Annotated in this window: 24 protein-coding genes; 2 read left to right on the top strand and 22 right to left on the bottom strand. The window is 63.1% G+C overall.

Going from position 1 to position 23,360, the window contains the following annotated elements:
* Positions 1–63: 63 nt before the first annotated feature.
* The 15 genes from rpsQ to rpsL form a co-directional block, all read right to left on the bottom strand.
* Complete coding sequence (gene rpsQ / locus LB515_RS00275; RefSeq protein ID WP_023675136.1) at positions 64–303, bottom strand: 30S ribosomal protein S17; 240 nt, start codon at positions 301–303, stop codon at positions 64–66.
* A 4-nt stretch (positions 304–307) separates the two neighbouring features.
* Positions 308–508: a 50S ribosomal protein L29 gene (gene rpmC, locus LB515_RS00270; RefSeq protein WP_042642190.1), complete on the bottom strand. Its 201-nt coding sequence runs from the start codon at positions 506–508 to the stop codon at positions 308–310.
* Positions 509–520: 12 nt separating this feature from the next.
* Positions 521–934, bottom strand: a complete 414-nt coding sequence (rplP, locus tag LB515_RS00265) for a 50S ribosomal protein L16 (RefSeq protein WP_095765511.1) — start codon at positions 932–934, stop codon at positions 521–523.
* A gap of 27 nt (positions 935–961) precedes the next feature.
* Positions 962–1,696 (bottom strand): 30S ribosomal protein S3, encoded by a 735-nt coding sequence (gene rpsC / locus LB515_RS00260; RefSeq protein ID WP_095765512.1) that lies wholly within the window; start codon positions 1,694–1,696, stop codon positions 962–964.
* A complete protein-coding gene (gene rplV, locus LB515_RS00255) occupies positions 1,696–2,085 on the bottom strand; it encodes a 50S ribosomal protein L22 (RefSeq protein WP_006205462.1) in 390 nt (129 codons plus the stop codon). The genes rpsC and rplV overlap by 1 nt, the downstream gene beginning before the upstream one ends.
* A 2-nt stretch (positions 2,086–2,087) precedes the next feature.
* Positions 2,088–2,366, bottom strand: coding sequence for a 30S ribosomal protein S19 (rpsS, locus tag LB515_RS00250; RefSeq protein WP_006205463.1), 279 nt, complete (start codon positions 2,364–2,366; stop codon positions 2,088–2,090).
* Between the two features lie 16 nt (positions 2,367–2,382).
* The gene (rplB, locus tag LB515_RS00245) at positions 2,383–3,216 is read right to left on the bottom strand and encodes a 50S ribosomal protein L2 (protein WP_095765513.1); all 834 of its coding nucleotides are present in this window, start codon (positions 3,214–3,216) and stop codon (positions 2,383–2,385) included.
* Between the two features lie 22 nt (positions 3,217–3,238).
* Entirely contained in the window at positions 3,239–3,532 is a 294-nt protein-coding gene (locus LB515_RS00240) for a 50S ribosomal protein L23 (protein ID WP_040983033.1), read from the bottom strand.
* The gene (gene rplD, locus LB515_RS00235) at positions 3,529–4,149 is read right to left on the bottom strand and encodes a 50S ribosomal protein L4 (protein ID WP_095765514.1); all 621 of its coding nucleotides are present in this window, start codon (positions 4,147–4,149) and stop codon (positions 3,529–3,531) included. The genes LB515_RS00240 and rplD overlap by 4 nt, the downstream gene beginning before the upstream one ends.
* Positions 4,149–4,865, bottom strand: coding sequence for a 50S ribosomal protein L3 (gene rplC, locus LB515_RS00230; protein ID WP_095765515.1), 717 nt, complete (start codon positions 4,863–4,865; stop codon positions 4,149–4,151). The genes rplD and rplC overlap by 1 nt, the downstream gene beginning before the upstream one ends.
* 61 nt (positions 4,866–4,926) lie before the next feature.
* Positions 4,927–5,235, bottom strand: a complete 309-nt coding sequence (rpsJ, locus tag LB515_RS00225) for a 30S ribosomal protein S10 (RefSeq protein ID WP_006205468.1) — start codon at positions 5,233–5,235, stop codon at positions 4,927–4,929.
* Between the two features lie 69 nt (positions 5,236–5,304).
* Positions 5,305–6,480: an elongation factor Tu gene (gene tuf, locus LB515_RS00220; RefSeq protein WP_095765516.1), complete on the bottom strand. Its 1,176-nt coding sequence runs from the start codon at positions 6,478–6,480 to the stop codon at positions 5,305–5,307.
* 65 nt (positions 6,481–6,545) lie between these two features.
* On the bottom strand, positions 6,546–8,636 hold the full coding sequence (gene fusA / locus LB515_RS00215; protein ID WP_095765517.1) for an elongation factor G: 2,091 nt from the start codon (positions 8,634–8,636) through the stop codon (positions 6,546–6,548).
* Between the two features lie 29 nt (positions 8,637–8,665).
* On the bottom strand, positions 8,666–9,136 hold the full coding sequence (gene rpsG, locus LB515_RS00210) for a 30S ribosomal protein S7 (protein ID WP_027170372.1): 471 nt from the start codon (positions 9,134–9,136) through the stop codon (positions 8,666–8,668).
* A 9-nt stretch (positions 9,137–9,145) separates the two neighbouring features.
* Positions 9,146–9,517 carry a 30S ribosomal protein S12 gene (gene rpsL / locus LB515_RS00205; RefSeq protein WP_006202128.1) on the bottom strand — a complete coding sequence of 124 codons (372 nt, stop codon included), beginning with the start codon at positions 9,515–9,517 and terminating at the stop codon, positions 9,146–9,148.
* Between the two features lie 463 nt (positions 9,518–9,980).
* Here rpsL and LB515_RS00200 point away from each other — a divergent pair, with 463 nt between their 5' ends.
* Positions 9,981–10,262, top strand: a complete 282-nt coding sequence (locus LB515_RS00200; protein WP_095765518.1) for a transcriptional regulator — start codon at positions 9,981–9,983, stop codon at positions 10,260–10,262.
* Positions 10,263–10,346: 84 nt separating this feature from the next.
* Positions 10,347–11,276 (top strand): Gfo/Idh/MocA family protein, encoded by a 930-nt coding sequence (locus tag LB515_RS00195; protein WP_224706411.1) that lies wholly within the window; start codon positions 10,347–10,349, stop codon positions 11,274–11,276.
* Between the two features lie 7 nt (positions 11,277–11,283).
* On the opposite strand, the gene LB515_RS00190 is transcribed toward LB515_RS00195, so the two are convergent.
* The 7 genes from LB515_RS00190 to rplK form a co-directional block, all read right to left on the bottom strand.
* The gene (locus LB515_RS00190) at positions 11,284–11,949 is read right to left on the bottom strand and encodes an O-methyltransferase (RefSeq protein ID WP_224706410.1); all 666 of its coding nucleotides are present in this window, start codon (positions 11,947–11,949) and stop codon (positions 11,284–11,286) included.
* A gap of 80 nt (positions 11,950–12,029) precedes the next feature.
* The gene (rpoC, locus tag LB515_RS00185) at positions 12,030–16,226 is read right to left on the bottom strand and encodes a DNA-directed RNA polymerase subunit beta' (protein WP_224610687.1); all 4,197 of its coding nucleotides are present in this window, start codon (positions 16,224–16,226) and stop codon (positions 12,030–12,032) included.
* Between the two features lie 186 nt (positions 16,227–16,412).
* Positions 16,413–20,549 (bottom strand): DNA-directed RNA polymerase subunit beta, encoded by a 4,137-nt coding sequence (gene rpoB / locus LB515_RS00180; RefSeq protein ID WP_095765521.1) that lies wholly within the window; start codon positions 20,547–20,549, stop codon positions 16,413–16,415.
* 284 nt (positions 20,550–20,833) lie between these two features.
* Positions 20,834–21,214, bottom strand: a complete 381-nt coding sequence (gene rplL / locus LB515_RS00175; RefSeq protein ID WP_059189560.1) for a 50S ribosomal protein L7/L12 — start codon at positions 21,212–21,214, stop codon at positions 20,834–20,836.
* A gap of 54 nt (positions 21,215–21,268) precedes the next feature.
* Positions 21,269–21,787: a 50S ribosomal protein L10 gene (gene rplJ, locus LB515_RS00170; protein ID WP_095765522.1), complete on the bottom strand. Its 519-nt coding sequence runs from the start codon at positions 21,785–21,787 to the stop codon at positions 21,269–21,271.
* Between the two features lie 405 nt (positions 21,788–22,192).
* Positions 22,193–22,891: a 50S ribosomal protein L1 gene (gene rplA / locus LB515_RS00165; protein ID WP_224532654.1), complete on the bottom strand. Its 699-nt coding sequence runs from the start codon at positions 22,889–22,891 to the stop codon at positions 22,193–22,195.
* A 4-nt stretch (positions 22,892–22,895) separates the two neighbouring features.
* The gene (gene rplK / locus LB515_RS00160; protein WP_095765524.1) at positions 22,896–23,324 is read right to left on the bottom strand and encodes a 50S ribosomal protein L11; all 429 of its coding nucleotides are present in this window, start codon (positions 23,322–23,324) and stop codon (positions 22,896–22,898) included.
* Between the last annotated feature and the right edge of the window lie 36 nt (positions 23,325–23,360).

The following is a 23,360-nucleotide window of genomic DNA, read 5'->3' as shown; positions in this document are numbered from 1 at the left end:
TTCTAACGGGACGGGTTCTTCACCCCTCCCCGGTCTGTCCAAAATTCGGTTCGTTCGCCCGGATCAAGCCTGATCCGAAGAGACGACAACCCAGCGCTTGTCCTTGGAAATCGGCTTCGATTCCTGGATGAACACCTGGTCGCCGACCTTGTGGGCGTTGTTCTCGTCGTGCGCCTTGTACTTCTTGGTCATGCGCACGGTCTTCTTCATCACGGGATGCGTGAAGCGACGCTCGACCTTGACCACGACCGTCTTCTCGTTCTTGTCGCTGACGACGGTGCCCTGCAGGATGCGCTTTGGCATGGTCTTAACCCTTCTTGGCCGCGGCTTTTTCCGCGGCGATGGTCTTGATGCGCGCGATGTCCTTGCGGACCTGCTTCACGCGCGCGGTCTTTTCGAGCTGGCCGGTGGCCTTCTGGAAGCGCAGGTTGAACTGCTCCTTCTTGAGAGCGGCCAGGTCGTCGGTCAGCTGATCCTGGGTCTTGGTCCGGATGTCTTCGGCTTTCATGATCGCCTGTCCTTATTCTGCGATGCGCTGCACGAAGCGCGTCTTGACCGAGAGCTTGGCGGCGCCGAGACGCAGCGCTTCACGAGCGGTCTCCTCGCTGACGCCGTCGATCTCGAACATGATACGGCCGGGCTTCACGCGCGCCGCCCAGTAGTCGACGGCGCCCTTGCCCTTACCCATGCGGACTTCGGTCGGCTTCGAGGTGACCGGCAGGTCCGGGAACACCCGGATCCAGACGCGGCCGGCGCGCTTCATCTCGCGGGTGATCGCGCGGCGGGCCGCCTCGATCTCGCGCGCGGTGACGCGGTTCGGCTCAAGCGCCTTCAGCCCGAAACCGCCGAAATCCAGGTTGGTGCCGCCCTTGGCGGCACCGTGGATACGGCCCTTGAACTGCTTGCGGAACTTTGTGCGCTTTGGCTGCAGCATCGTTCTAACTCCAAATTCTCAAATGTCTCAGGCGTTCTCGCGACGGCGGCCGCGTTCGCGCTCACCGCCAGCACCGCCGCCGCCATGCGCGGCATCGCCTTCGGTTGCACGGCGCTCGGAAGCCATCGGGTCATGCTCGAGGATCTCGCCTTTGAACACCCACACCTTGACGCCGCAGATGCCGTAGGCCGTGTTCGCCTCGGCCGTGCCGTAGTCGACGTCGGCGCGCAGCGTATGCAGCGGCACGCGGCCTTCGCGGTACCACTCCATGCGCGCGATCTCGGCGCCGCCGAGACGGCCGGAGCAGTTGATGCGGATGCCTTCGGCGCCGAGACGCATGGCCGACTGAACGGCACGCTTCATGGCGCGGCGGAACGCGATGCGGCGCTCGAGCTGCTGGGCGATCGACTGGGCGACCAGCGTGGCGTCGATTTCCGGCTTGCGCACTTCAACGATGTTGAGGTGCGTTTCGGACTTCGTCATCTCGGTTAGCTTCTTGCGAAGCTTCTCGATGTCGGCGCCCTTCTTGCCGATGATGAGGCCCGGACGCGCGGCGTGGATGGTGACGCGGCACTTCTTGTGCGGGCGCTCGATCACGACTTTCGAAATCGCGGCCTGCTTGAGTTCCTTCTCGAGATACTTGCGGATCTTGAGGTCTTCGTGCAGCAGCTGGCCGTATTCGCCGGTGTTCGCGAACCAGCGCGAATCCCAGGTACGGTTGATGCCGAGACGCAGCCCGATCGGATTGACTTTCTGGCCCATTATGCGGCCTCCCCTTTTTCCTCGACTTCACGAACGACGATCGTGAGGTGCGAGAACGGCTTTTCGATACGGCTGGCGCGGCCGCGGCCACGAGCGTGGAAACGCTTCATGACGATCGACTTGCCGACATAGGCTTCCGCCACGATCAGAGCGTCGACGTCGAGGTCGTGATTGTTTTCCGCATTGGCGATCGCCGATTCCAGCGTCTTCTTGACCGTGCCGGAAATCCGCTTGGCCGAGAATTCGAGATCGGAAAGCGCTGTCGCGACCTTCTTGCCGCGGATCAGCGCGGCAACCAGGTTGAGCTTCTGCGGGCTGATGCGGATCGTGCGCAGAACGGCACGCGCCTCGTTATCAGCAAGCCTGCGCGGAGCTTTGGCCTTGCCCATGATTATTTCCTCTTCGCCTTCTTATCCGCGCCGTGACCGTAATAGGTCCGGGTCGGAGCGAATTCACCGAACTTGTGGCCGACCATGTCCTCGTTCACCGAGACGGGAACGTGCTTCTGGCCGTTGTAGACACCGAAGGTGAAGCCGACGAACTGCGGCAGGATGGTGGAGCGACGGCTCCACATCTTGATCACCTCATTGCGACCACCTTCACGAACCTTGTCCACCTTCTTGAGAAGGTAGCCATCGATAAAGGGGCCTTTCCAAATCGAACGAGTCACTTGGCGTTACCTCTTCTTAGCTCTTGCGCTGATGACGCGAGCGCAGGATGAACTTGTCGGTCGCCTTGTTGGACCGCGTCTTCTTGCCCTTGGTCGGCTTGCCCCAGGGCGAAACCGGATGACGGCCACCCGAGGTGCGGCCTTCGCCGCCGCCATGCGGATGGTCGACCGGGTTCATGGCCACGCCGCGATTGTGCGGACGCTTGCCGCGCCACACGGTGCGACCGGCCTTGCCGTCGTTGATGTTGCCGTGGTCGGGGTTCGACACGGCGCCGACGGTGGCCATGCAGGAGCCGTGCACGACACGCTGCTCGCCCGAGTTGAGGCGCAGGATCGCCATGCCCTGGTCGCGGCCGACGAGCTGGGCGTAACCGCCAGCCGAACGGGCGACCTGGCCGCCCTTGCCCGGCTTCAGCTCGATGTTATGGACGATCGTGCCGACCGGCATCGAGGCCAGCGGCATCGCGTTGCCCGGCTTCACGTCGACCGCTTCGCCGGCCACGATCTTGTCGCCGGCAGCAAGACGCTGCGGGGCCAGGATGTAGGACAGCTCGCCGTCGTCATACTTGATCAGCGCGATGAAGGCGGTGCGGTTCGGATCGTATTCGATGCGCTCGACCGTGCCGACGACGTCGTACTTCTTACGCTTGAAGTCGATGATGCGGTACGAACGCTTGTGACCGCCGCCGATGAAGCGGGCCGTGATGCGGCCGTAGTTGTTGCGGCCGCCCGACTTGGTCAGGCCTTCGGTCAGGCCCTTGATGGGCTTGCCCTTGTAGAGGCCCGAGCGGTCGACGATGACCAGCTGGCGGGTGCTCGGCGTTACCGGGTTGAATTTCTTAAGTGCCATTGTCCTGTCCTCGCGGCCTTGCTCAGAGACCCGTCGCGACGTCGATCGACTGGCCGTCGGCCAGCGTCACAACCGCCTTCTTGACGTCGCCCTGGCGGCCAACGGTGCCGCGGAAGCGCTTGATCTTGCCCTTGCGGACGAGCGTGTTCACAGCCGTCACCTTGACGCCGAAGAGAGCCTCCACGGCAGCCTTGATTTCCGGCTTCGACGCCTTCTTGGCGACGTTGAAGACGACCTGGTTCTGCTCGGAAGCCATGGTCGACTTTTCGGTGATCGCCGGCGAGACGATCACGTCGTAGTGACGGAGGTCGGTCATTTAAAGCGCTCCTCGAGAGCCTCGACGGCGGCCTTCGAAAGGACCAGCGTGCCGCGGCGCAGAATGTCGTAGACGTTGATGCCCTGGATGGGCAGCACGTCGATGTTCGGAATGTTGGTCGCGGCCAGCTTGAAGTTCTGATCAAGCTCGGCGCCGCCGATGACCAGGGCGTTGGTCAGCCCCAGCGTCTCGAAATTCGCCACCAGCGCCTTGGTCTTGGCTTCGGTGAGCTTCAGCTCGTCGACGATGATCAGCGAAGCGCTCTTGGCCTTGGCCGAGAGAGCGTGCTTGAGGCCAAGCGCACGAACCTTCTTCGGCAGCTCGTGCTCATGGCTGCGTACGACCGGGCCGTGTGCCTTGCCGCCGCCGCGGAACTGCGGAGCGCGAGCCGAGTGGTGACGGGCGCGGCCGGTACCCTTCTGCTTGTACATCTTGGCGCCGGTGCGCGCGATTTCGGCGCGGCCCTTGGCCTTGTGCGTGCCCTGCTGCTTCTTGGCGAGCTGCCAGCGCACGACGCGCTGCAGGATGTCCTCGCGCGGGTCAAGGCCGAAAATCTCCTCGGAGAGTTCCACCTTGCCGGCGTCCTTGCCGCCCAGCGTTGTGATCTTGAGATCCATTATTCGGCTCCCTCAGTGGCCGGGGCTTCGTTCTTGGCGGCAGCGGCGCGGATCGCGGCCGGCTTCGGCGCATTGGCCGGCAGCGCAACCTTGGCGGCGTCGCGAACCAGGATCCAGGCGCCCTTGACGCCGGGCACCGCGCCGCGGATCAGGATCAGGCCGCGATCGGCATCGGTCGAGACGACCTCGACATTCTGCGTGGTGACGCGGGTGTCGCCCATGTGGCCGGCCATCTTCTTGCCCTTGAACACCTTGCCGGGGTCCTGGCGCTGGCCGGTCGAGCCGTGCGTGCGGTGCGAGACCGAGTTACCATGCGTGGCGCGGCCACCGCCCATGTGGTGCCGCTTGATCACGCCCTGAAAACCCTTGCCGGTCGAGGTGCCGGTGACGTCCACCTTCTGGCCGGCGACGAAATGCTCGACGGTCAGCTCGGCGCCGACGTCGATCATGTTGTCGGCGGAGACGCGAAACTCGGCGACCTTCGCCTTCGGCTCGACGGAAGCGGCGGCGAAATGGCCGCGCATCGCCTTCGACGTGTTCTTCACCTTGGCAAGGCCAACGCCGAGCTGGACGGCGGTGTAGCCGTTCTTCTCCTGCGTGCGCTGGGCCACGACCTGGCAGTTCTCCATCTGGAGAACGGTGACGGGAACGTGTTCGCCGGCATCGTTATAGATGCGGGTCATTCCCACCTTCTTTGCAATCACACCTGAACGCATCGGTTCAATTCCTTTAGAGTTCCGGGCCAGGGGCACCGCCCCTTACCGCTCTCTCATTCCCTTAGAGCTTGATCTCGACGTCGACACCGGCGGCCAGATCGAGCTTCATCAAAGCGTCGACTGTCTGCGGGGTCGGATCGACGATGTCGAGCAGCCGCTTGTGCGTGCGCATCTCGAACTGTTCGCGGCTCTTCTTGTCGACGTGGGGCGACCGGTTGACCGTGAATTTTTCGATCCGCGTCGGCAGCGGGATTGGGCCGCGGACGTTGGCGCCGGTGCGCTTGGCGGTCGACACGATTTCGCGCGTCGAGGCGTCGAGCACCCGGTGGTCAAACGCCTTAAGGCGGATGCGGATATTCTGTCCGTTCATGCGTCAATTCCTTGTTCTGGCGCGGCGCGGGCCGCGCCCGCGCCCGCGACAGATCGGTTTCAGTCCAAATTACTCTTTGATGGTGACGACGATGCCGGCACCGACGGTGCGGCCGCCTTCACGGATGGCGAAGCGCAGCTTCTCTTCCATCGCGATCGGCACGATCAGCTCGACGTCGACGGTGATGTTGTCGCCGGGCATCACCATCTCGGTGCCGGCCGGCAGTGTCACGATGCCCGTCACGTCCGTCGTGCGGAAGTAGAACTGCGGACGGTAGTTGGTGAAGAACGGCGTGTGACGGCCGCCCTCGTCCTTGGTCAGGATGTAGGCTTCGGCCACGAACTTCTTGTGCGGCTTGACCGTGCCGGGCTTGGCCAGAACCTGGCCGCGCTCCACGCCTTCACGGTCGACGCCGCGCAGCAGCGCGCCGATGTTGTCGCCGGCCTGACCCTGGTCGAGCAGCTTGCGGAACATCTCAACGCCCGTGCAGGTCGTCTTGGTGGTCGGACGGATGCCGACGATCTCCAGCTCCTCGCCGACCTTGACCACGCCGCGCTCGACGCGGCCGGTCACAACCGTGCCGCGGCCCGAGATCGAGAACACGTCCTCGATCGGCATCAGGAACGGCTTGTCCAGCGGACGAACCGGCGTCGGGATATACGCGTCGACCTGCGCCATCAGCTCGCGGATGGCGTCCTCGCCGATGGTCTTGTTGGAATCTTCCAACGCAGCCAGCGCCGAACCCTTGACGATCGGAATGTCGTCGCCGGGGAACTCGTTCTTCGACAGAAGCTCGCGAACCTCGAGCTCGACCAGCTCCAGCAGCTCGGCGTCGTCGACCTGGTCGACCTTGTTCAGGAACACCACGATCGAGGGAACGCCGACCTGGCGGGCAAGCAGGATGTGCTCGCGGGTCTGCGGCATCGGGCCGTCGGCGGCCGAAACCACCAGGATCGCGCCGTCCATCTGCGCGGCACCCGTGATCATGTTCTTCACATAGTCGGCGTGGCCGGGGCAGTCGACATGGGCATAGTGACGGTTGGCCGTCTCATACTCGACATGCGCCGTCGAGATCGTGATGCCGCGCGCCTTCTCTTCAGGTGCTGCGTCAATCTGGTCATAGCGCTTGTATTCGCCAAAATACTTCGTGATCGCCGCTGTCAGCGACGTCTTGCCATGATCGACGTGGCCGATCGTGCCAATGTTCACATGCGGCTTGGTGCGCTCGAATTTACCTTTTGCCATGTGATCTCTCCAATCCTGCTTGCCCGTGCGGGCCTTGAATTAAGGTCTCGTGCAACCCGCTCGAGTTACGCGTATTTCTTCTGAACTTCCTGGGCGACCGCGGTCGGAACCGGCTCGTAGTGGTCGAACTGCATCGTGTACTGGGCGCGGCCCTGCGACATCGAACGCAGATTGTCGACGTATTTGAACATGTTGGCCAAAGGCACCATCGCATTGATGACGACGGCGACACCGCGCGCTTCCTGACCCTGGATCTGGCCACGACGGCCGTTGAGGTCGCCGATGACGCCGCCGACGTAATCTTCCGGCGTCACGACCTCGACCTTCATGATCGGCTCCAGAAGCTGCACGCCGAGGCGCGGAGCGGCTTCCTTGAAGCAGGCACGAGAAGCGATTTCGAACGCCAGCACCGAGGAGTCGACGTCGTGGAAGGCGCCATCGACCAGCGTGGCCTTGACACCGATCATCGGGAAACCGGCGAACGGGCCGGAACCCATGACGCTGTTGATGCCCTTCTCGACACCCGGGATGTATTCCTTCGGAACCGCACCGCCGACGATCTTGGACTCGAACACGAACTCTTCGCTCTCGGTGTTCGGCTCGAAGATGATCTTGACGCGGGCGAACTGGCCGGTACCGCCGGTCTGCTTCTTGTGCGTGTAATCCTGCTCGTGCGTGCGGGTGATCGTCTCGCGATAGGCCACCTGCGGGGCGCCGACATTGGCTTCGACCTTGAACTCGCGGCGCATGCGGTCGACGATGATGTCGAGATGCAGCTCGCCCATGCCGGCGATGATGGTCTGGCCGCTTTCCTCGTCGGTCTTGACGCGGAAGGACGGATCCTCAGCCGCCAGGCGATGCAGCGCGAGACCCATCTTTTCCTGGTCGTTCTTGGTCTTCGGCTCGATAGCGATCTGGATGACCGGATCGGGGAATTCCATGCGCTCCAGGATGACCGGATGCAGCGGATCGCAGAGCGTGTCGCCGGTGGTCGTGTCCTTGAGGCCGGCCAGGGCGACGATGTCGCCGGCATAGGCTTCCTCGATGTCGGCGCGCGAGTTCGCATGCATCTGCAGCATGCGGCCGATGCGCTCCTTCTTGCCCTTCACCGTGTTGTCGAGCGAGGTGCCCTTGGTGAGCTTGCCCGAATAGATGCGGGCAAAGGTCAGCGAGCCGACGAACGGGTCGTTCATGATCTTGAACGCCAGCATCGACAGCGGCTCGTTGTCGTCGGCATGACGCTCGATCTCGGCGTCGGTCTTGGCATCGACGCCCTTGATGGCCGGCACGTCGATCGGCGACGGCAGGTATTCGACGACGGCGTCGAGCAGCGGCTGCACGCCCTTGTTCTTGAAGGCCGAACCGCAGAACATCGGGAAGAACTTGACCGCGATGGTGCCCTTGCGGATCAGCGCGCGGATCTCGTCATTCGACGGCATCTTGCCTTCGAGGTAATTCTCGAGCGCGGTCTCGTCCATCTCGACGGCGGCTTCGATCATCTTCTCGCGGTACTGCTCGGCCTTGTCCTTGAGGTCGGCCGGGATCTCGACGACATCCCAGGCAGCGCCAAGGGTCTCGTCACGCCAGACGAGCGCGTTCATCTCGACGAGGTCGACGACGCCCTTGAACTCGGTCTCGGCGCCGATCGGCAGCTGCATGACGACGGCCTGCGCGCCGAGGCGCGAACCGATCATTTCCTCGGAGCGGTAGAAGTCGGCGCCGATCTTGTCCATCTTGTTGCAGAAGATCATGCGCGGCACGTGGTACTTGTCGGCCTGGCGCCACACGGTCTCGGTCTGCGGCTCCACGCCGGCGTTGGCGTCGAGCAGCGCGATGGCACCGTCGAGCACGCGCAGCGAACGCTCGACTTCGATGGTGAAGTCGACGTGTCCGGGGGTGTCGATGATGTTGAAGCGGCGCATCTTGCCGTCGCGACCCTTCCAGAAGGTCGTGGTCGCGGCCGAAGTGATGGTGATGCCGCGCTCCTGCTCCTGCTCCATCCAATCCATGGTGGCAGCGCCGTCATGGACTTCGCCGATCTTGTGCGACTTGCCCGTATAATAGAGGACGCGCTCGGTCGTCGTCGTCTTGCCGGCGTCGATATGCGCCATGATACCGAAATTGCGGTAGTCTTCGATCTTGTATTCGCGGGCCATGGGAGGTGCCTCTCAGTCTCGTTCGCGCTTTACCAGCGGTAGTGCGCGAAGGCGCGGTTGGCTTCCGCCATCTTGTGGGTGTCTTCACGCTTCTTGACGGCCGTGCCGCGGTTGTTGGCCGCGTCCATCAGCTCGCCCGAGAGGCGGTCGACCATGGTGGTCTCGTTGCGGTTGCGCGCGGCGGCGATCAGCCAGCGGATGGCCAGCGCCTGACGACGCTCGGGCCGCACATCGACCGGAACCTGATAGGTGGCGCCGCCGACACGACGCGAGCGCACTTCCACATGCGGCGCGACATTGTCGAGCGCCTGATGGAAGACGGTGACCGGCTCCTGCTTGGTCTTAGCCTGGACCTGGTCCAGCGCGCCATAGACGATGGTCTCGGCAACCGACTTCTTGCCGTCATACATGACGGCGTTCATGAACTTGGTGACGATCAGATCGCCGAACTTGGGGTCCGGATTGATCTCACGCTTTTCTGCACTGTGACGACGGGACATGGGAAACCCTTACTTCGGACGCTTGGCGCCGTATTTCGAACGACGCTGCTTGCGGTTCTTCACACCCTGCGTGTCGAGCACGCCGCGGATGATGTGGTAGCGGACGCCCGGCAGATCCTTGACGCGACCGCCGCGGATCATGACCACCGAGTGTTCCTGCAGGTTGTGACCTTCGCCGGGGATGTAGCCGATCACTTCAAAACCGTTGGTCAGGCGAATCTTGGCCACCTTGCGCAGCGCCGAGTTCGGCTTCTTCGGCGTCGTGGTGTAGACGCGCGTGCAGACGCCCCGCTTCTGCGGGTTCTGCTGCATGGCCGGGACCTTGTTGCGCTTCACCGGCGCCAGGCGCGGCTTGCGGATCAGCTGGTTGACGGTAGGCATTAAACCCTCTTGTCTCTCAATTCCGTGTCTGCCCTGTCAGGGGGCCGCTCAAAGCGTCATTTCCATACGCAAATTCGGGCAACACACCGCGCCTCGCGGTCCTGCCCGAACAAATTGCAGAGGAAGCGGAAGCCGCTTCATGCGCGCCGGAAATGTCTTTTCGCTCGTAAAACGAACCCTGTTTGAGGCAAACTCCAAAGCGTGTCGCTTCGGACAGGAGAGCCTCACATCGGTTCTGACAGGGCGGCTTCTACTCGCAAGCCTTCTAACCGTCAACCCCGGCACGCCAAATATTGCGCCCAATCCGGGGCTGGGCAGCCATGCGGAAAACGCATGTAATTTTCTTGCGTCTTTTTTCAAGAGCGAGGAAGAAAGTGACCGGCTTTGCGCTGTCCTGCGGCCCGGCTTCGTGCCAAAAGGCGGCTTGCATCGGACAATCTCGGGGAAAACGAGGAATCAGCCCGTGAACGACAATGAAGAACGGCCGGTCACGATCATCACCGGACGGGTCTGGAAGAAGAAAGGCGGCAAGCCGGAAGGCGTTCATGTGATGCTTGTGGCGCCCGACGATGATTCTGCCGTGCGCCGCGCGCTCGAATCGCTTGCCGCCGAAGGTTACGCCGAGGCGGAGCTCGACCAGATCGGCGACATGGAGGGCGAGCCCGACGACGAGCCGCATCTGTCGGCCTATCAAGGCGCATTGGAGGGCGAGGTTTCGATCGTCACCTTTGAAGAGCCGATCTGAAAAGCGCGGCCAGCGTCATATTTGCCGGAGTCGCCGGACAAACCTGCCCTGCCTAGACACACCCTTTCAATCCTTGGAGTTCCCATGACCAGCAATCCCATCAAGCTCGGCATCGTCGGCGTGGGAAAGATCGTCCGCGACCAGCACCTGCCGGCGGTCGCCAAGGACGGCAACTATCAGCTGACAGCGGCGGCCAGCCGCCACGGCAAGGTGGACGGCATTGCGAACTATCCCAGCATCGAAGCGATGCTTGCGGCCGAACCTGGCCTAGAGGCGGTCTCGCTCTGCATGCCGCCTCAGTTCCGTTACGACGCCGCGCGTACCGCGCTGGAAGCAAGGAAGCACGTGTTCCTCGAAAAGCCGCCGGGCGCCACGGTCAGCGAGGTCGAGCACCTCAAGGCGCTTGCCGAAAGGAACGGCGTCTCGCTCTTTGCCAGCTGGCATTCGCGCTACGCGCCGGCGGTGGAGGCCGCGCGCGCATTCCTCGCCTCGGCCAGACTGACTTCGGCCGCCATCAACTGGAAGGAAGACGTGCGGCGCTGGCATCCGAACCAGGAATGGATTTGGGAGCCGGGCGGCTTCGGCGTGTTCGATCCCGGCATCAACGCGCTGTCGATCGCCACACACATCTTGCCTGCGATGTTCATCACCTCGGCCGTGCTCGATTTCCCCGAGAATCGCGCAGCACCGGTCGCGGCGCATGTCGCCTTCCGCACGTCGACCGGCTTGCCAGTGACGATGGAGCTCGACTGGCTGCAGACCGGCCCGCAAAGCTGGGACATTGTCGCCGAGACCGACAAGGGCAGGATGGTGCTGTCCGGCGGCGGCGCTAAGCTCGCCGTCGGCGGGCGCATGATCCATGACGAGCCGGAAGCCGAATACCCGATGCTTTACAAGCGCTTCGCCGAGATTGTTCGCGCAGGAACGTCCGATGTCGACCTCGCGCCGCTGCAGCACGTCGCCGATGCGTTCATGCTGGGCAAGCGCAATGTGGTCGAGGCGTTCTTCGATTAGGGCATCCTCATTCTACGATCGCGATGGTAAATCCGTCATAGCCCTTGGCGCCGACGGTCTGGATGGCGGTGCCGTCCAGCCGCTTCTCGCCGCCGATGAACGAAAAAGCGGCGCGAGCGCCTTCGACATTGGCGTCGCCGCTGTTCTTTTTCACGACCGCGCCGTCGCGGATGACGTTGTCGCAGACGATGACCGTGCCTGAGCGCGAGAGTTTCATCGCCCAGTCGAGATAATTCGGGTTGTTCGGCTTGTCGGCGTCGATGAAGATCAGGTCGAACGGACCGGCATTTTCGCCTGCCAGCGCGGCAAGCGATTGCAGCGCTGGACCGACCCGCAGGTCGATCTTGTCTGAAACCCCTGCCCGCTCGAAGTTCGAACGCGCGACCTTGGCGTGGTGCGGATCGAGCTCCAGCGTCACCACCTTGCCGTCCGCCGGCAATCCCCTTGCCATCCAGATGGTCGAGTAGCCGCCAAGCGTGCCGACCTCCAGCACCTTCTTGGCGCCGCGAATACGCACCAGCAGCGACAGCAGTTTGCCCTGCGCGGCCGAGACGTCGATCGCCGGCAGGCCGTGGTCGCGGTTGGCCGCGAGCGTGGCATCCAGCACGGGGTCCGCTTCGAAAAGAGAGGAAACGATGTAGTCGTCGACAGTCGTCCAGGTTTCGCGGCTCATAGCTCTTCCTCGTTGCATTAAGCCAAAATGCGAAAAGGGGCCGCGCGGGCCCCTTTTCTTGTTTTCTCATTTCATCGCGCTTACTGCGCGGCGTTGACCATGTCGGTCAGCATCGGCTCGGCGACCTCGACACCGGAGGCCTTGCGGCGCTCGTCGATGATGAGCTCGTCGCGCGAGGTGGCGATGCGCCTTATCTGGCTCATCGTGCCGCCCGTGCCGGCCGGGATCAAACGGCCGACGATGACGTTTTCCTTCAGGCCCTGCAGCATGTCGGTCTTGCCGGCAACCGCAGCCTCGGTAAGCACCCTGGTCGTCTCCTGGAAGGAGGCGGCCGAGATGAAGGACGGCGTCTGCAGCGAAGCCTTGGTGATGCCAAGCAGCACCGGCTGACCTTCGGCCGGCTTCTTGCCGTCGTCGATCAGGCGCTCGTTGACCTCCTCCAGTTCGATCACATCGACGTGGTCTCCCGGGATGTAGGTCGAATCGCCCTGCGTGGTGATCTCGACCTTCTGCAGCATCTGGCGAACGATCACCTCGATGTGCTTGTCGTTGATCGACACGCCCTGCAGACGGTAGACCTCCTGGATCTCGTTGACGAGATAGGAGGCAAGCGCCTCCACGCCCTTGATCGCCAGGATGTCGTGCGGCGCCGGATTGCCGTCGAGGATGTAGTCGCCCTTCTCGATGACGTCGCCGTCCTGGAGATGGAACGGCTTGCCCTTCGGGATCAGGTACTCCACCGGCTCGAGCGTCGAGTCATGCGGCTCGATGATGATGCGGCGCTTGTTCTTGTAGTCGCGGCCGAAACGGATCGTGCCATCGATCTCGGCGATGATGGCGTGATCCTTCGGACGGCGAGCCTCGAACAGTTCCGCAACGCGCGGCAGACCACCGGTGATGTCCTTGGTCTTGGCGCTTTCCATCGGGATACGCGCCAGCACGTCGCCAGGCTTCACATGTGCGCCCGGCTCGACCGAGAGGATGGCCTCGACCGAGAGCAGGAAGCGTGCATCGCCGCCCTTCGACAGCTTGCCGACCTTGCCCTTGGCGTCCTGGATGGCGATCGCGGGCTTCAGGTCGTTGCCGCGCGGCGTCGAACGCCAGTCGATGACCTCGCGCTTGGTGATGCCGGTCGATTCGTCGGCCGTTTCCTGCACGGAGATGCCGTCGACCAGATCCTCGAACGCCACCCTGCCCTCGATTTCGGTGAGGATCGGGCGGGTATAGGGATCCCACTCGGCGATACGCTGGCCGCGCTTCACCTTGTCGCCATCGTCCACGAAAATACGCGAACCATAGGCGACGCGGTGCGTGGCGCGCTCCTTGCCGGTCTCATCGAGGATGAGCACCGCCATGTTGCGGCCCATGACCATCTGCTGGCCTTCCGAGTTGCGGACCACGTTGCGGTTGCGGATCTGCACCTTGCCCTCATAGGAGGCTTCAAGGAACGAGGAATCCACCACCTGCGCCGTGCCGCCCATGTGGAAGGTACGCATGGTGAGCTGGGTGCCCGGCTCGCCGATCGACTGCGCCGCGATGACGCCGACGGCCTCGCCCTGGTTGACGGGGGTACCGCGGGCCAGGTCGCGACCGTAGCAGACCGCGCACACACCGGTCCTGACCTCGCAGGTCAGCGCCGAACGGATGCGGACCGACTGCACGCCGGCCTTCTCGATCTGCTCCACATCGCGCTCGTCCATCAACGTTCCGGCCTTGACCAGCAGGTCGCCGGTGACCGGATGATTGATGTCGTCGAGCGAAGTGCGGCCCAGCACGCGCTGGCCGACCGAGGCAACGATCTGACCGGCATCGACGATCGGCTGCATGGTGAGGCCCTTGTCGGTGCCGCAATCCACGGAGTTGACGATGCAGTCCTGCGCCACGTCGACCAGGCGGCGGGTGAGGTAACCCGAGTTCGCCGTCTTCAAGGCGGTGTCGGCCAGACCCTTGCGGGCGCCGTGGGTCGAGTTGAAATACTCGAGCACGGTGAGGCCTTCCTTGAAGTTCGAGATGATCGGCGTCTCGATGATTTCACCCGAGGGCTTGGCCATCAGGCCACGCATGCCGGCGAGCTGACGCATCTGGGTGGGCGAACCGCGCGCACCCGAATGCGACATCATGTAGATCGAGTTCATCGGCTTCTGACGGCCGTTGTCCTCGAACTCCACCGCCTTGATGCGCGCCATCATCTCGTCGGCGACCTTTTCCGAGCACTTGGCCCAGGCGTCGACGACCTTGTTGTACTTCTCGCCCTGCGTGATCAGGCCGTCATTGTACTGCTGCTCGTATTCCTTGGCCAACGCCTCGGTGTCGGAAACGAGCTTCAGCTTGGTGTCCGGGATCAGCATGTCGTCCTTGCCGAACGAAATGCCGGCACGGCAGGCGTGCGCAAAGCCGAGCGCCATGATGCGGTCGCAGAAGATGACCGTCTCCTTCTGACCGCAGTGGCGGTAGACGGTGTCGATCATCTTGGAGATGTTCTTCTTGGTCATCTCCTGGTTGGCGGTCTCATACGGCACGTTGACGTTCTTCGGCAGAAGCTCGCCGATGATCATGCGGCCAGGCGTGGTGTCGTAGATCTTCGACACGACGTTGCCTTCCGCGTCGACGCTGCGGAAGCGGCCCTTGATCTTGGCGTGCAGCGTCACGGCCTTGGTCTCCAGCGCATGCTGGAGCTCGCCCATGTCGGCAAACATCATGCCTTCGCCCGGCTCGTTCTGGTTGACGATCGAGAGATAGTAGAGACCGAGAACCATGTCCTGCGACGGCACGATGATCGGCGCGCCGGAGGCCGGGTGCAGGATGTTGTTGGTCGACATCATCAGCACGCGGGCTTCAAGCTGCGCTTCCAGGGACAGCGGCACATGGACCGCCATCTGGTCGCCGTCGAAGTCGGCGTTGAAGGCGGTGCAGACCAGCGGGTGCAGCTGGATCGCCTTGCCTTCGATCAAGATCGGCTCGAACGCCTGGATGCCGAGGCGGTGCAGCGTCGGCGCCCGGTTCAAGAGCACCGGATGCTCGCGGATGACCTCGTCGAGGATATCCCAAACCTCCGGACGCTCCTTCTCGACCAGCTTCTTCGCCTGCTTGACGGTAGAGGAGAAACCCTTGGCGTCGAGGCGGGCGTAGATGAAGGGCTTGAAGAGCTCCAGCGCCATCTTCTTCGGCAGGCCGCACTGATGCAGCTTGAGCTCCGGACCGGTCACGATGACCGAGCGGCCGGAATAGTCGACGCGCTTGCCGAGCAGGTTCTGGCGGAACCGGCCCTGCTTGCCCTTCAGCATGTCGGACAGCGACTTCAGCGGACGCTTGTTGGCGCCGGTGATGACGCGGCCGCGACGGCCGTTGTCGAACAGCGCATCGACGGCTTCCTGCAGCATGCGCTTTTCGTTGCGCACGATGATGCCGGGCGCGCGCAGCTCGATCAGCCGCTTCAGGCGGTTGTTGCGGTTGATGACGCGGCGGTAGAGGTCGTTGAGGTCCGACGTGGCGAAGCGGCCGCCGTCCAGCGGGACAAGCGGGCGCAGGTCCGGCGGGATCACCGGAACCACCTTCATGATCATCCATTCCGGACGGTTGCCGGATTCCATGAAGTTCTCGACGACCTTGAGCCGCTTCAGGTATTTCTTCTGCTTGAGCTCGGACGTGGTCGAGGCCAGCTCCGAACGCAGGTCGCCGGCGATCTTCTCCAGGTCCATGCCGGCCAGAAGGTCGTGAATGGCCTCGGCGCCGATCATGGCGGTGAAAGAGTCCTCGCCGTACTCGTCGACGGCAATCATGTACTCTTCCTCGCTGAGGAGCTGGTTCTCCTTCAGCGCGGTGAGGCCCGGCTCGGTAACGATGTAGTTCTCGAAGTAGAGCACGCGCTCGATATCCTTGAGCGTCATGTCGAGCAGCGTGCCGATGCGCGAAGGCAGCGACTTCAGGAACCAGATATGGGCGACGGGCGCGGCGAGCTCGATATGGCCCATGCGCTCGCGGCGAACGCGCGACAGCGTGACTTCGACGCCGCACTTTTCGCAGATGACGCCCTTGTACTTCATGCGCTTGTACTTGCCGCACAGGCACTCATAGTCCTTGATCGGACCAAAAATGCGCGCGCAGAACAGGCCGTCACGCTCCGGCTTGAAGGTGCGGTAGTTGATGGTCTCCGGCTTCTTGATCTCGCCAAACGACCAGGACAGAATCTTCTCTGGGCTGGCAAGCGAGATCCGGATGGAATCGAACACCTGCGCAGGCGCCTGCGGGTTGAAGAGATTCATGACCTCTTGGTTCATGCCGTTCTCCTTTTCGGGGTCCTCGATAACCCCTTGCATCGATCGCGGACGAAATGTCCGCAGACTGGCCGGTCGAACCGGCCGAAGACTTCTTGGTTGAGCATGGTCTCGGCCGAAAACCGGTGGCCGCTTCTCGGGATCATGCTCAGGGCGCGCCGCGCTTAGAACGCGGCGCGCGCCAGTGCCTTACTCGGCTGCGTCGGGCAGACGCGTCGGGGTCTCTTCGACCTGGGTGTTCTCCAGCTCCACATTGAGGCCGAGCGAGCGCATTTCCTTGACGAGAACGTTGAAGCTCTCGGGGATGCCCGCCTCGAACGTGTCGTCGCCGCGCACGATCGCCTCGTAGACCTTGGTGCGGCCGGCGACGTCGTCCGACTTCACCGTCAGCATTTCCTGCAGCGTGTAGGCCGCGCCGTAGGCTTCGAGCGCCCAGACCTCCATTTCGCCGAAGCGCTGGCCGCCGAACTGCGCCTTGCCGCCCAGCGGCTGCTGGGTGACAAGCGAGTACGGACCGATCGAACGCGCGTGGATCTTGTCGTCCACCAGGTGATGCAGCTTGAGCATATAGATATAGCCCATCGTCACCTTGCGATCGAACGGCTCGCCGGTGCGGCCGTCATAGAGCTGCGACTGACCGCTGGTGTGCAGGCCAGCCTGCTCCAGCATGGTGTTGATGTCGGCCTCATGCGCGCCGTCGAACACCGGTGTCGCGATGGAGACGCCGCGGCGCATCTGCTCGCTCAGGCGAACGATGCTCTCGTCGTCATACTCGCGGATCGGCTCGTTGCGGTCGTTGGCCGGCATGAAGCTTTCCAGCGTCTTGCGCAGCGGCTTGATGTCGCCGCCACCCTTGTACGCGTCGATCAGCTCGCCGATCTTCCTGCCCATGCCGGCGCAAGCCCAGCCCAGATGCGTTTCCAGGATCTGGCCGACATTCATGCGGCTCGGCACACCCAGCGGGTTGAGCACGATATCGGCATGCGTGCCGTCCTCGAGGAAAGGCATGTCCTCCACCGGAACGATGCGCGACACGACACCCTTGTTGCCGTGACGACCGGCCATCTTGTCGCCCGGCTGCATCTTGCGCTTCACCGCCACGAAGACCTTGACCATCTTCATGACGCCCGGAGGCATTTCGTCGCCGCGCTGCACCTTCTCGACCTTGTCCATGAAGCGCTGCTCGAGCGCCTTCTTGGACTCGTCGTACTGGCCGCGCAGAGCCTCGAGCTCGCCCTGGAGCTTCTCGTTCTCCACGGCGAACTGCCACCACTGCGAACGCGGATACTCGTCGAGCGTGTCCTTCGACAGCTTCGAGCCCTTCTTGAAGCCCTTCGGTCCGGCGATCGCCTCCTTGCCGACCAGCACGTCGGAAAGACGCGCATAGACGTTGCGGTCGAGGATCGCCTGTTCGTCGTCGCGGTCCTTGGCCAGACGCTCGATCTCCTCGCGCTCGATCGCCATCGCGCGCTCGTCCTTCTCCACGCCGTGGCGGTTGAAGACGCGCACTTCGACGACCGTGCCGAAGGTGCCCGGAGGCATGCGCATGGAGGTGTCGCGAACGTCCGAGGCCTTTTCGCCGAAGATGGCGCGCAGGAGCTTTTCTTCCGGCGTCATCGGGCTTTCGCCCTTCGGCGTGATCTTGCCGACCAGGATGTCGCCCGGCTGCACTTCAGCACCGATATAGACGATGCCGGCCTCGTCGAGGTTCTTCAGCGCCTCTTCCGAAACGTTCGGAATGTCGCGCGTGATTTCCTCCGGCCCGAGCTTGGTGTCGCGCGCCATGACCTCGAACTCCTCGATGTGGATCGAGGTGAAGACGTCGTCGGCCACGATGCGCTCGGAGAGCAGGATCGAGTCCTCGTAGTTGTAGCCGTTCCACGGCATGAACGCGACCAGCACGTTGCGGCCGAGCGCCAGATCGCCGAGCTCGGTCGACGGACCGTCGGCAATGATGTCGCCCTTGTTGACGCGGTCGCCCATGCGCACCAGCGGACGCTGGTTGATGCAGGTGTTCTGGTTCGAACGCTGGAACTTCATCAGCCGGTAGATATCGACGCCGGATTTGCCGGGATCGAGATCTTCCGTGGCGCGGATGACGATACGGGTGGCGTCCACCTGGTCGACCACGCCGCCGCGGCGGGCGCCGATGGCAGCGCCCGAGTCACGGGCGACGACCGGCTCCATGCCGGTGCCGACGAACGGCGCTTCGGCGCGCACCAGCGGCACGGCCTGACGCTGCATGTTCGAGCCCATCAGCGCGCGGTTGGCGTCGTCGTTCTCGAGGAACGGGATGAGCGCCGCAGCGACCGACACCATCTGCTTCGGCGAGACGTCCATCAGGTCGACGTTCTCGCGCGGCGCCATCATCACTTCGCCAGCATTACGGCAAATGACGAACTCGTCGACAAAACTGCCGTTCTTGTCGAGCTCGGCGTTGGCCTGCGCGACATAGTGCTTGGCCTCTTCCATCGCCGACAGATAGACAACTTCGTTGGTCAGCTTGCCGCCCACGATCTTGCGGTACGGGCTTTCGATGAAGCCGTACTTGTTGACGCGCGCAAAAGTGGCCAAAGAGTTGATCAGACCGATATTCGGGCCTTCCGGCGTCTCGATCGGGCAGATGCGGCCGTAATGCGTCGGATGCACGTCGCGCACCTCGAAGCCGGCGCGCTCGCGCGTCAGACCGCCCGGTCCAAGCGCCGACAGGCGACGCTTGTGGGTGATCTCCGAGAGCGGGTTGGTCTGGTCCATGAACTGCGACAGCTGCGAGGAACCGAAGAACTCACGCACGGCGGCGGCCGCCGGCTTGGCGTTGATCAGGTCCTGCGGCATGACCGTGTCGATCTCGATCGAGGACATGCGTTCCTTGATCGCGCGCTCCATGCGCAGCAGGCCGACGCGGTACTGGTTCTCCATCAACTCGCCGACCGAACGCACGCGGCGGTTGCCGAGATTGTCGATGTCGTCGATCTCGCCCTTGCCGTCACGCAGCTCGACCAGCGTCTTGACCACGGCCAGGATATCTTCCTTGCGCAGGACGCGCACGGTGTCCTCAGCCTTGAGCTCGAGGCGCATGTTCATCTTGACGCGGCCTACGGCCGACAGGTCGTAGCGCTCGCTGTCGAAGAACAGCGAGTTGAACATGGCTTCGGCGGTCTCGAGCGTCGGCGGCTCGCCCGGGCGCATGACACGGTAGATGTCGAACAGCGCGTCCTGGCGGCTCTCGTTCTTGTCGACGTTGAGCGTGTTGCGGATGTAGGCGCCGACATTAACGTGGTCGATGTCCAGGATCTGGATCTCGTCCTCGCCTGTGCTGAGCAGCACCTTCAGCGTCTTGTCGTCGATCTCGTCGCCGGCTTCGAGGAAGATCTCGCCGGTGCCGTAGTTGACGATGTCCTCGGCAAGGTAGTTGCCAAGCAGGTCCTCGTCGGTCGCCTTGATGGCCTTGAGACCCTTCTCGCCGAGCTGACGTGCCTGGCGGGCGGTGATCTTCTTGCCTTGCTCGACCACGATCTCGCCGGTATCGGCGTCGACCAGGTCGCCGACGGCCTTGAGGCCGCGGAAACGCTCGACGTTGAACGGAATCCGCCAGTGGTCGCCGGCGCGCTTATAGGTGATCTTGTTGTAGAAGGTCGACAGGATCTCCTCGCCGTCCATGCCGAGCGCCATCAGCAGCGACGTCACCGGAATCTTGCGGCGGCGGTCGATGCGGGCGTGCACGACATCCTTGGAGTCGAACTCGATGTCGAGCCACGAACCGCGATAGGGAATGACGCGCGCGGCAAACAGAAGCTTGCCCGACGAGTGCGACTTGCCCTTGTCATGGTCGAAGAAGACGCCCGGCGAACGGTGCATCTGCGAGACGATGACGCGCTCGGTGCCGTTGACGATGAAGGTGCCGTTCGACGTCATGAGCGGCATGTCGCCCATGTAGACGTCCTGCTCCTTGATGTCCTTGATCGACTTGGCGCCGGTATCCTCGTCGATATCGAACACGATGAGGCGCAGCGTCACCTTCAGCGGCGCCGCATAGGTCAGGTCGCGCTGACGGCACTCGTCAACGTCGAATTTCGGTGCCTCGAACTCGTACTTCACGAACTCCAGCATCGAGGAGCCGGAAAAGTCGGAGATCGGGAAGACCGACTTGAAAACGGCCTGCAGTCCTTCGTCCGGACGGCCGCCCTTGGGCTCGTCCACCATCAGGAACTGGTCATAGGATGCCTTCTGGACCTCGATGAGATTCGGCATCTCCGCAACTTCCGGGATCTTTCCGAAGAACTTGCGTACGCGTCTGCGGCCATTGAAAGTCTGGGTCTGGGCCATCGTCGCTCCTTAGCTATAAACTCGGGACGAACCTCGCCGCGGCTCGCCTTGCACCAACGGGCTGCCTCGGCGGCTGCCCCTATCTGTTTTTCCGGCCGCCCCTGCCAATTTCTTGGGCCAATCGCTTGGCGGCTACCGGCTAAAACGGGAGAAAACCCGTTTCCGGAAGGCCGCTTTTCGGCCCTCAGGAAAGAGGTTTTCAAACGCCTCGCGTGACAGAACCCTCCCTCAGTCCAAGGGAGGGGGGCGGACGGCGCGAGACCGTCCGCCCTCGCCTAGCAGGCTTACTTCAGCTCGACCTTGGCGCCAGCTGCTTCCAGCTGAGCCTTGAACTTGTCGGCGTCGGCCTTGGAAACGCCTTCCTTGACCGGCTTCGGAGCCGCTTCGACCAGGTCCTTGGCTTCCTTGAGGCCAAGGCCGGTGATGGCGCGGACTTCCTTGATGACGTTGATCTTCTGGGCGCCGGCATCGGCGAGAACGACGTCGAATTCCGTCTTCTCTTCAGCCGGAGCAGCGGCAGCGGCACCAGCGCCGCCGGCAGCGGCAACCGCCACCGGAGCGGCGGCCGAAACGCCCCACTTCTCTTCCAGGAGCTTCGACAGCTCGGCCGCCTCGAGGACGGTCAGCTTCGAAAGGTCGTCTACGATCTTTGCAAGATCAGCCATTTTTGTATTCCTTCACTAGGTTCGAACGTGTGTTGTTGACAGCGAGGAACGGCCTCATGCCGCCTCGTCCTTCCGGGCGTAAGCGCCGATGACACGCGCGACCGAAGCCGCGGGCGCATTGACGATCTGGGCGATCCGGGTAGCCGGCGTGGCGATCATGCCAACCAGCTTGGCGCGCAGTTCGTCGAGCGACGGTAGTGTGGCGAGTGCCTTCACACCGTCGGCGTCGAGCGAGGTCGCACCCATCGCGCCACCGAGAATGATCAACTTGTCATTCCCTTTGGCGAAATCGGACGCGACCTTCGGCGCCGCAATCGGATCCTCCGAATAAGCGACCAGCGTCTGTCCCTTGAACAGATCGATGATCGATGCGGAGTCCGTGCCCTGAAGAGCGATCTTGGCGAGACGGTTCTTCGCGACTTTGACGGTGCCACCGGCGGCGCGCATCTTCGACCGAAGGTCGTTCATTTGCGCGACGGTGATACCGGCGTAGTGGGCCACGACGACTGAACCAGCGCTTGAAAACGCATCATTCAGGCCCGTGACGAGTTCGCGTTTTTCCGCTCTGTCCACTGCCTATCTCCAGTTGACCCCTGCCCCATTGACGAGGTCAGGCGTCGGTTGCCTTTTGCCGGCCGGGCCATCCAGTAACGGATCTCCCGAACGACGCTCGAGGATCCTGCCCCCTTTCGCCACACCAGCCGGCACGCCGGATAGTGCGCAGACAAAAGGCAAACACGGTTCGAACCTTTCATTGGAGCTTGGCTCCTTTGTCGGGTCTTCACCCGTCTCATGCAGGCCCAATCGAATTAAGGCTTTTGGGCCGCCTGCAATCTCGGACAGGATATCCGGAAACCTTTCGGCTTCCGGGTACCGGGCCGCCGACGGATCGGCGGTCCGGAATTCTTTCTTGCTGGAGCATGTTCCCGATTTTCAGGATCATGCCCTTGCGATCGGCCTTACCCGATCGGCCGACACTTACGACGCGGCGAGCGTCGCGATGTCGAGCTTGAGGCCAGGACCCATCGTCGAGGTGACCGACACCTTCTTGACGTAGTTGCCCTTGGCGCCCGCGGGCTTGGCCTTGGTCACCGCGTCGGCGAAGGCGCGGACATTTTCTTCCAGCGCCTTGACGTCGAACGAGACCTTGCCGACGCCGGCCTGGACGATGCCGGCCTTCTCGACGCGGAACTCGACGGCGCCGCCTTTCGAAGCCTTGACGGCCGCGGCCACATCGGTGGTCACAGTGCCGACCTTCGGGTTCGGCATCATGCCGCGCGGGCCGAGAACCTTACCCAGACGACCGACCAGCGGCATCATGTCCGGCGTGGCGATGCAGCGATCGAAATCGATCGTGCCCTTCTGGACGATGTCGACAAGGTCCTCGGCGCCGACGATATCGGCGCCGGCGGCCTTGGCTTCCTCGGCCTTGTCGCCACGCGCAAACACGGCGACACGCACCGAGCGGCCCGTGCCGTTCGGCAGATTGACCACGCCGCGGACCATCTGGTCGGCATGGCGCGGATCGACGCCGAGGTTCATCGAGATCTCGACGGTCTCGTCGAACTTCACCGCGGACCGGTCCTTGAGCAGCTGCAGCGCCTCGGAGAGGCCGTAAGCCTTGTTCGGATCGATGCCTTCGCGGCTCTTGGCAACACGCTTTGCAATCTTTGCCATGATCTTAGCCCACCACTTCCAGGCCCATCGAGCGGGCGGAGCCCTCGACCATGCGCATGGCCGCCTCGACGTCGTTTGCGTTCAGGTCCTTCATCTTCTGCTCGGCAATCGCGCGCACCTTGTCGCGGCTGATCGTGCCGGCCTTGACCTTGCCCGGCTCCTTGGAGCCCGACTTCAGGTTGGCGGCCTTCTTCAGGAAGTAGCTCACCGGCGGCGTCTTCATGACGAAGGTGAACGACTTGTCCTGGTAGTAGGTGATGACGACCGGGATCGGCGATCCCTTCTCGAGTTCCTGGGTCTGCGCGTTGAACGCCTTGCAGAATTCCATGATATTGATGCCGCGCTGACCAAGCGCCGGGCCGATCGGGGGCGACGGCGTAGCCGAGCCCGCGGCAACCTGGAGCTTGAGCTGGCCTGCAACTTTCTTAGCCATCTCTATTCCTGCCTTTTCTCATGCCGGCCCTGTTAC

This window comes from Mesorhizobium sp. CA15, assembly GCF_020165215.1.
Lineage (GTDB): Bacteria > Pseudomonadota > Alphaproteobacteria > Rhizobiales > Rhizobiaceae > Mesorhizobium.
The sequence above is the reverse complement of the archived record's forward strand: the minus strand, read 5'-3'. Positions and strand labels throughout refer to the sequence as shown.

Bases quoted from the DNA above. Each gene is read 5' to 3' on its own strand.
- rpsQ (WP_023675136.1), bottom strand. From the start codon at position 303: ATGCCAAAGCGCATCCTGCAGGGCACCGTCGTCAGCGACAAGAACGAG.
- rpmC (WP_042642190.1), bottom strand. From the start codon at position 508: ATGAAAGCCGAAGACATCCGGACCAAGACCCAGGATCAGCTGACCGAC.
- rplP (WP_095765511.1), bottom strand. From the start codon at position 934: ATGCTGCAGCCAAAGCGCACAAAGTTCCGCAAGCAGTTCAAGGGCCGT.
- rpsC (WP_095765512.1), bottom strand. From the start codon at position 1,696: ATGGGCCAGAAAGTCAATCCGATCGGGCTGCGTCTCGGCATCAACCGT.
- rplV (WP_006205462.1), bottom strand. From the start codon at position 2,085: ATGGGCAAGGCCAAAGCTCCGCGCAGGCTTGCTGATAACGAGGCGCGT.
- rplB (WP_095765513.1), bottom strand. From the start codon at position 3,216: ATGGCACTTAAGAAATTCAACCCGGTAACGCCGAGCACCCGCCAGCTG.
- LB515_RS00240 (WP_040983033.1), bottom strand. From the start codon at position 3,532: ATGACCGACCTCCGTCACTACGACGTGATCGTCTCGCCGGCGATCACC.
- rplD (WP_095765514.1), bottom strand. From the start codon at position 4,149: ATGGATCTCAAGATCACAACGCTGGGCGGCAAGGACGCCGGCAAGGTG.
- rplC (WP_095765515.1), bottom strand. From the start codon at position 4,865: ATGCGTTCAGGTGTGATTGCAAAGAAGGTGGGAATGACCCGCATCTAT.
- rpsJ (WP_006205468.1), bottom strand. From the start codon at position 5,235: ATGAACGGACAGAATATCCGCATCCGCCTTAAGGCGTTTGACCACCGG.
- tuf (WP_095765516.1), bottom strand. From the start codon at position 6,480: ATGGCAAAAGGTAAATTCGAGCGCACCAAGCCGCATGTGAACATTGGC.
- fusA (WP_095765517.1), bottom strand. From the start codon at position 8,636: ATGGCCCGCGAATACAAGATCGAAGACTACCGCAATTTCGGTATCATG.
- rpsG (WP_027170372.1), bottom strand. From the start codon at position 9,136: ATGTCCCGTCGTCACAGTGCAGAAAAGCGTGAGATCAATCCGGACCCC.
- rpsL (WP_006202128.1), bottom strand. From the start codon at position 9,517: ATGCCTACCGTCAACCAGCTGATCCGCAAGCCGCGCCTGGCGCCGGTG.
- LB515_RS00195 (WP_224706411.1), top strand. From the start codon at position 10,347: ATGACCAGCAATCCCATCAAGCTCGGCATCGTCGGCGTGGGAAAGATC.
- LB515_RS00190 (WP_224706410.1), bottom strand. From the start codon at position 11,949: ATGAGCCGCGAAACCTGGACGACTGTCGACGACTACATCGTTTCCTCT.
- rpoC (WP_224610687.1), bottom strand. From the start codon at position 16,226: ATGAACCAAGAGGTCATGAATCTCTTCAACCCGCAGGCGCCTGCGCAG.
- rpoB (WP_095765521.1), bottom strand. From the start codon at position 20,549: ATGGCCCAGACCCAGACTTTCAATGGCCGCAGACGCGTACGCAAGTTC.
- rplL (WP_059189560.1), bottom strand. From the start codon at position 21,214: ATGGCTGATCTTGCAAAGATCGTAGACGACCTTTCGAAGCTGACCGTC.
- rplA (WP_224532654.1), bottom strand. From the start codon at position 22,891: ATGGCAAAGATTGCAAAGCGTGTTGCCAAGAGCCGCGAAGGCATCGAT.
- rplK (WP_095765524.1), bottom strand. From the start codon at position 23,324: ATGGCTAAGAAAGTTGCAGGCCAGCTCAAGCTCCAGGTTGCCGCGGGC.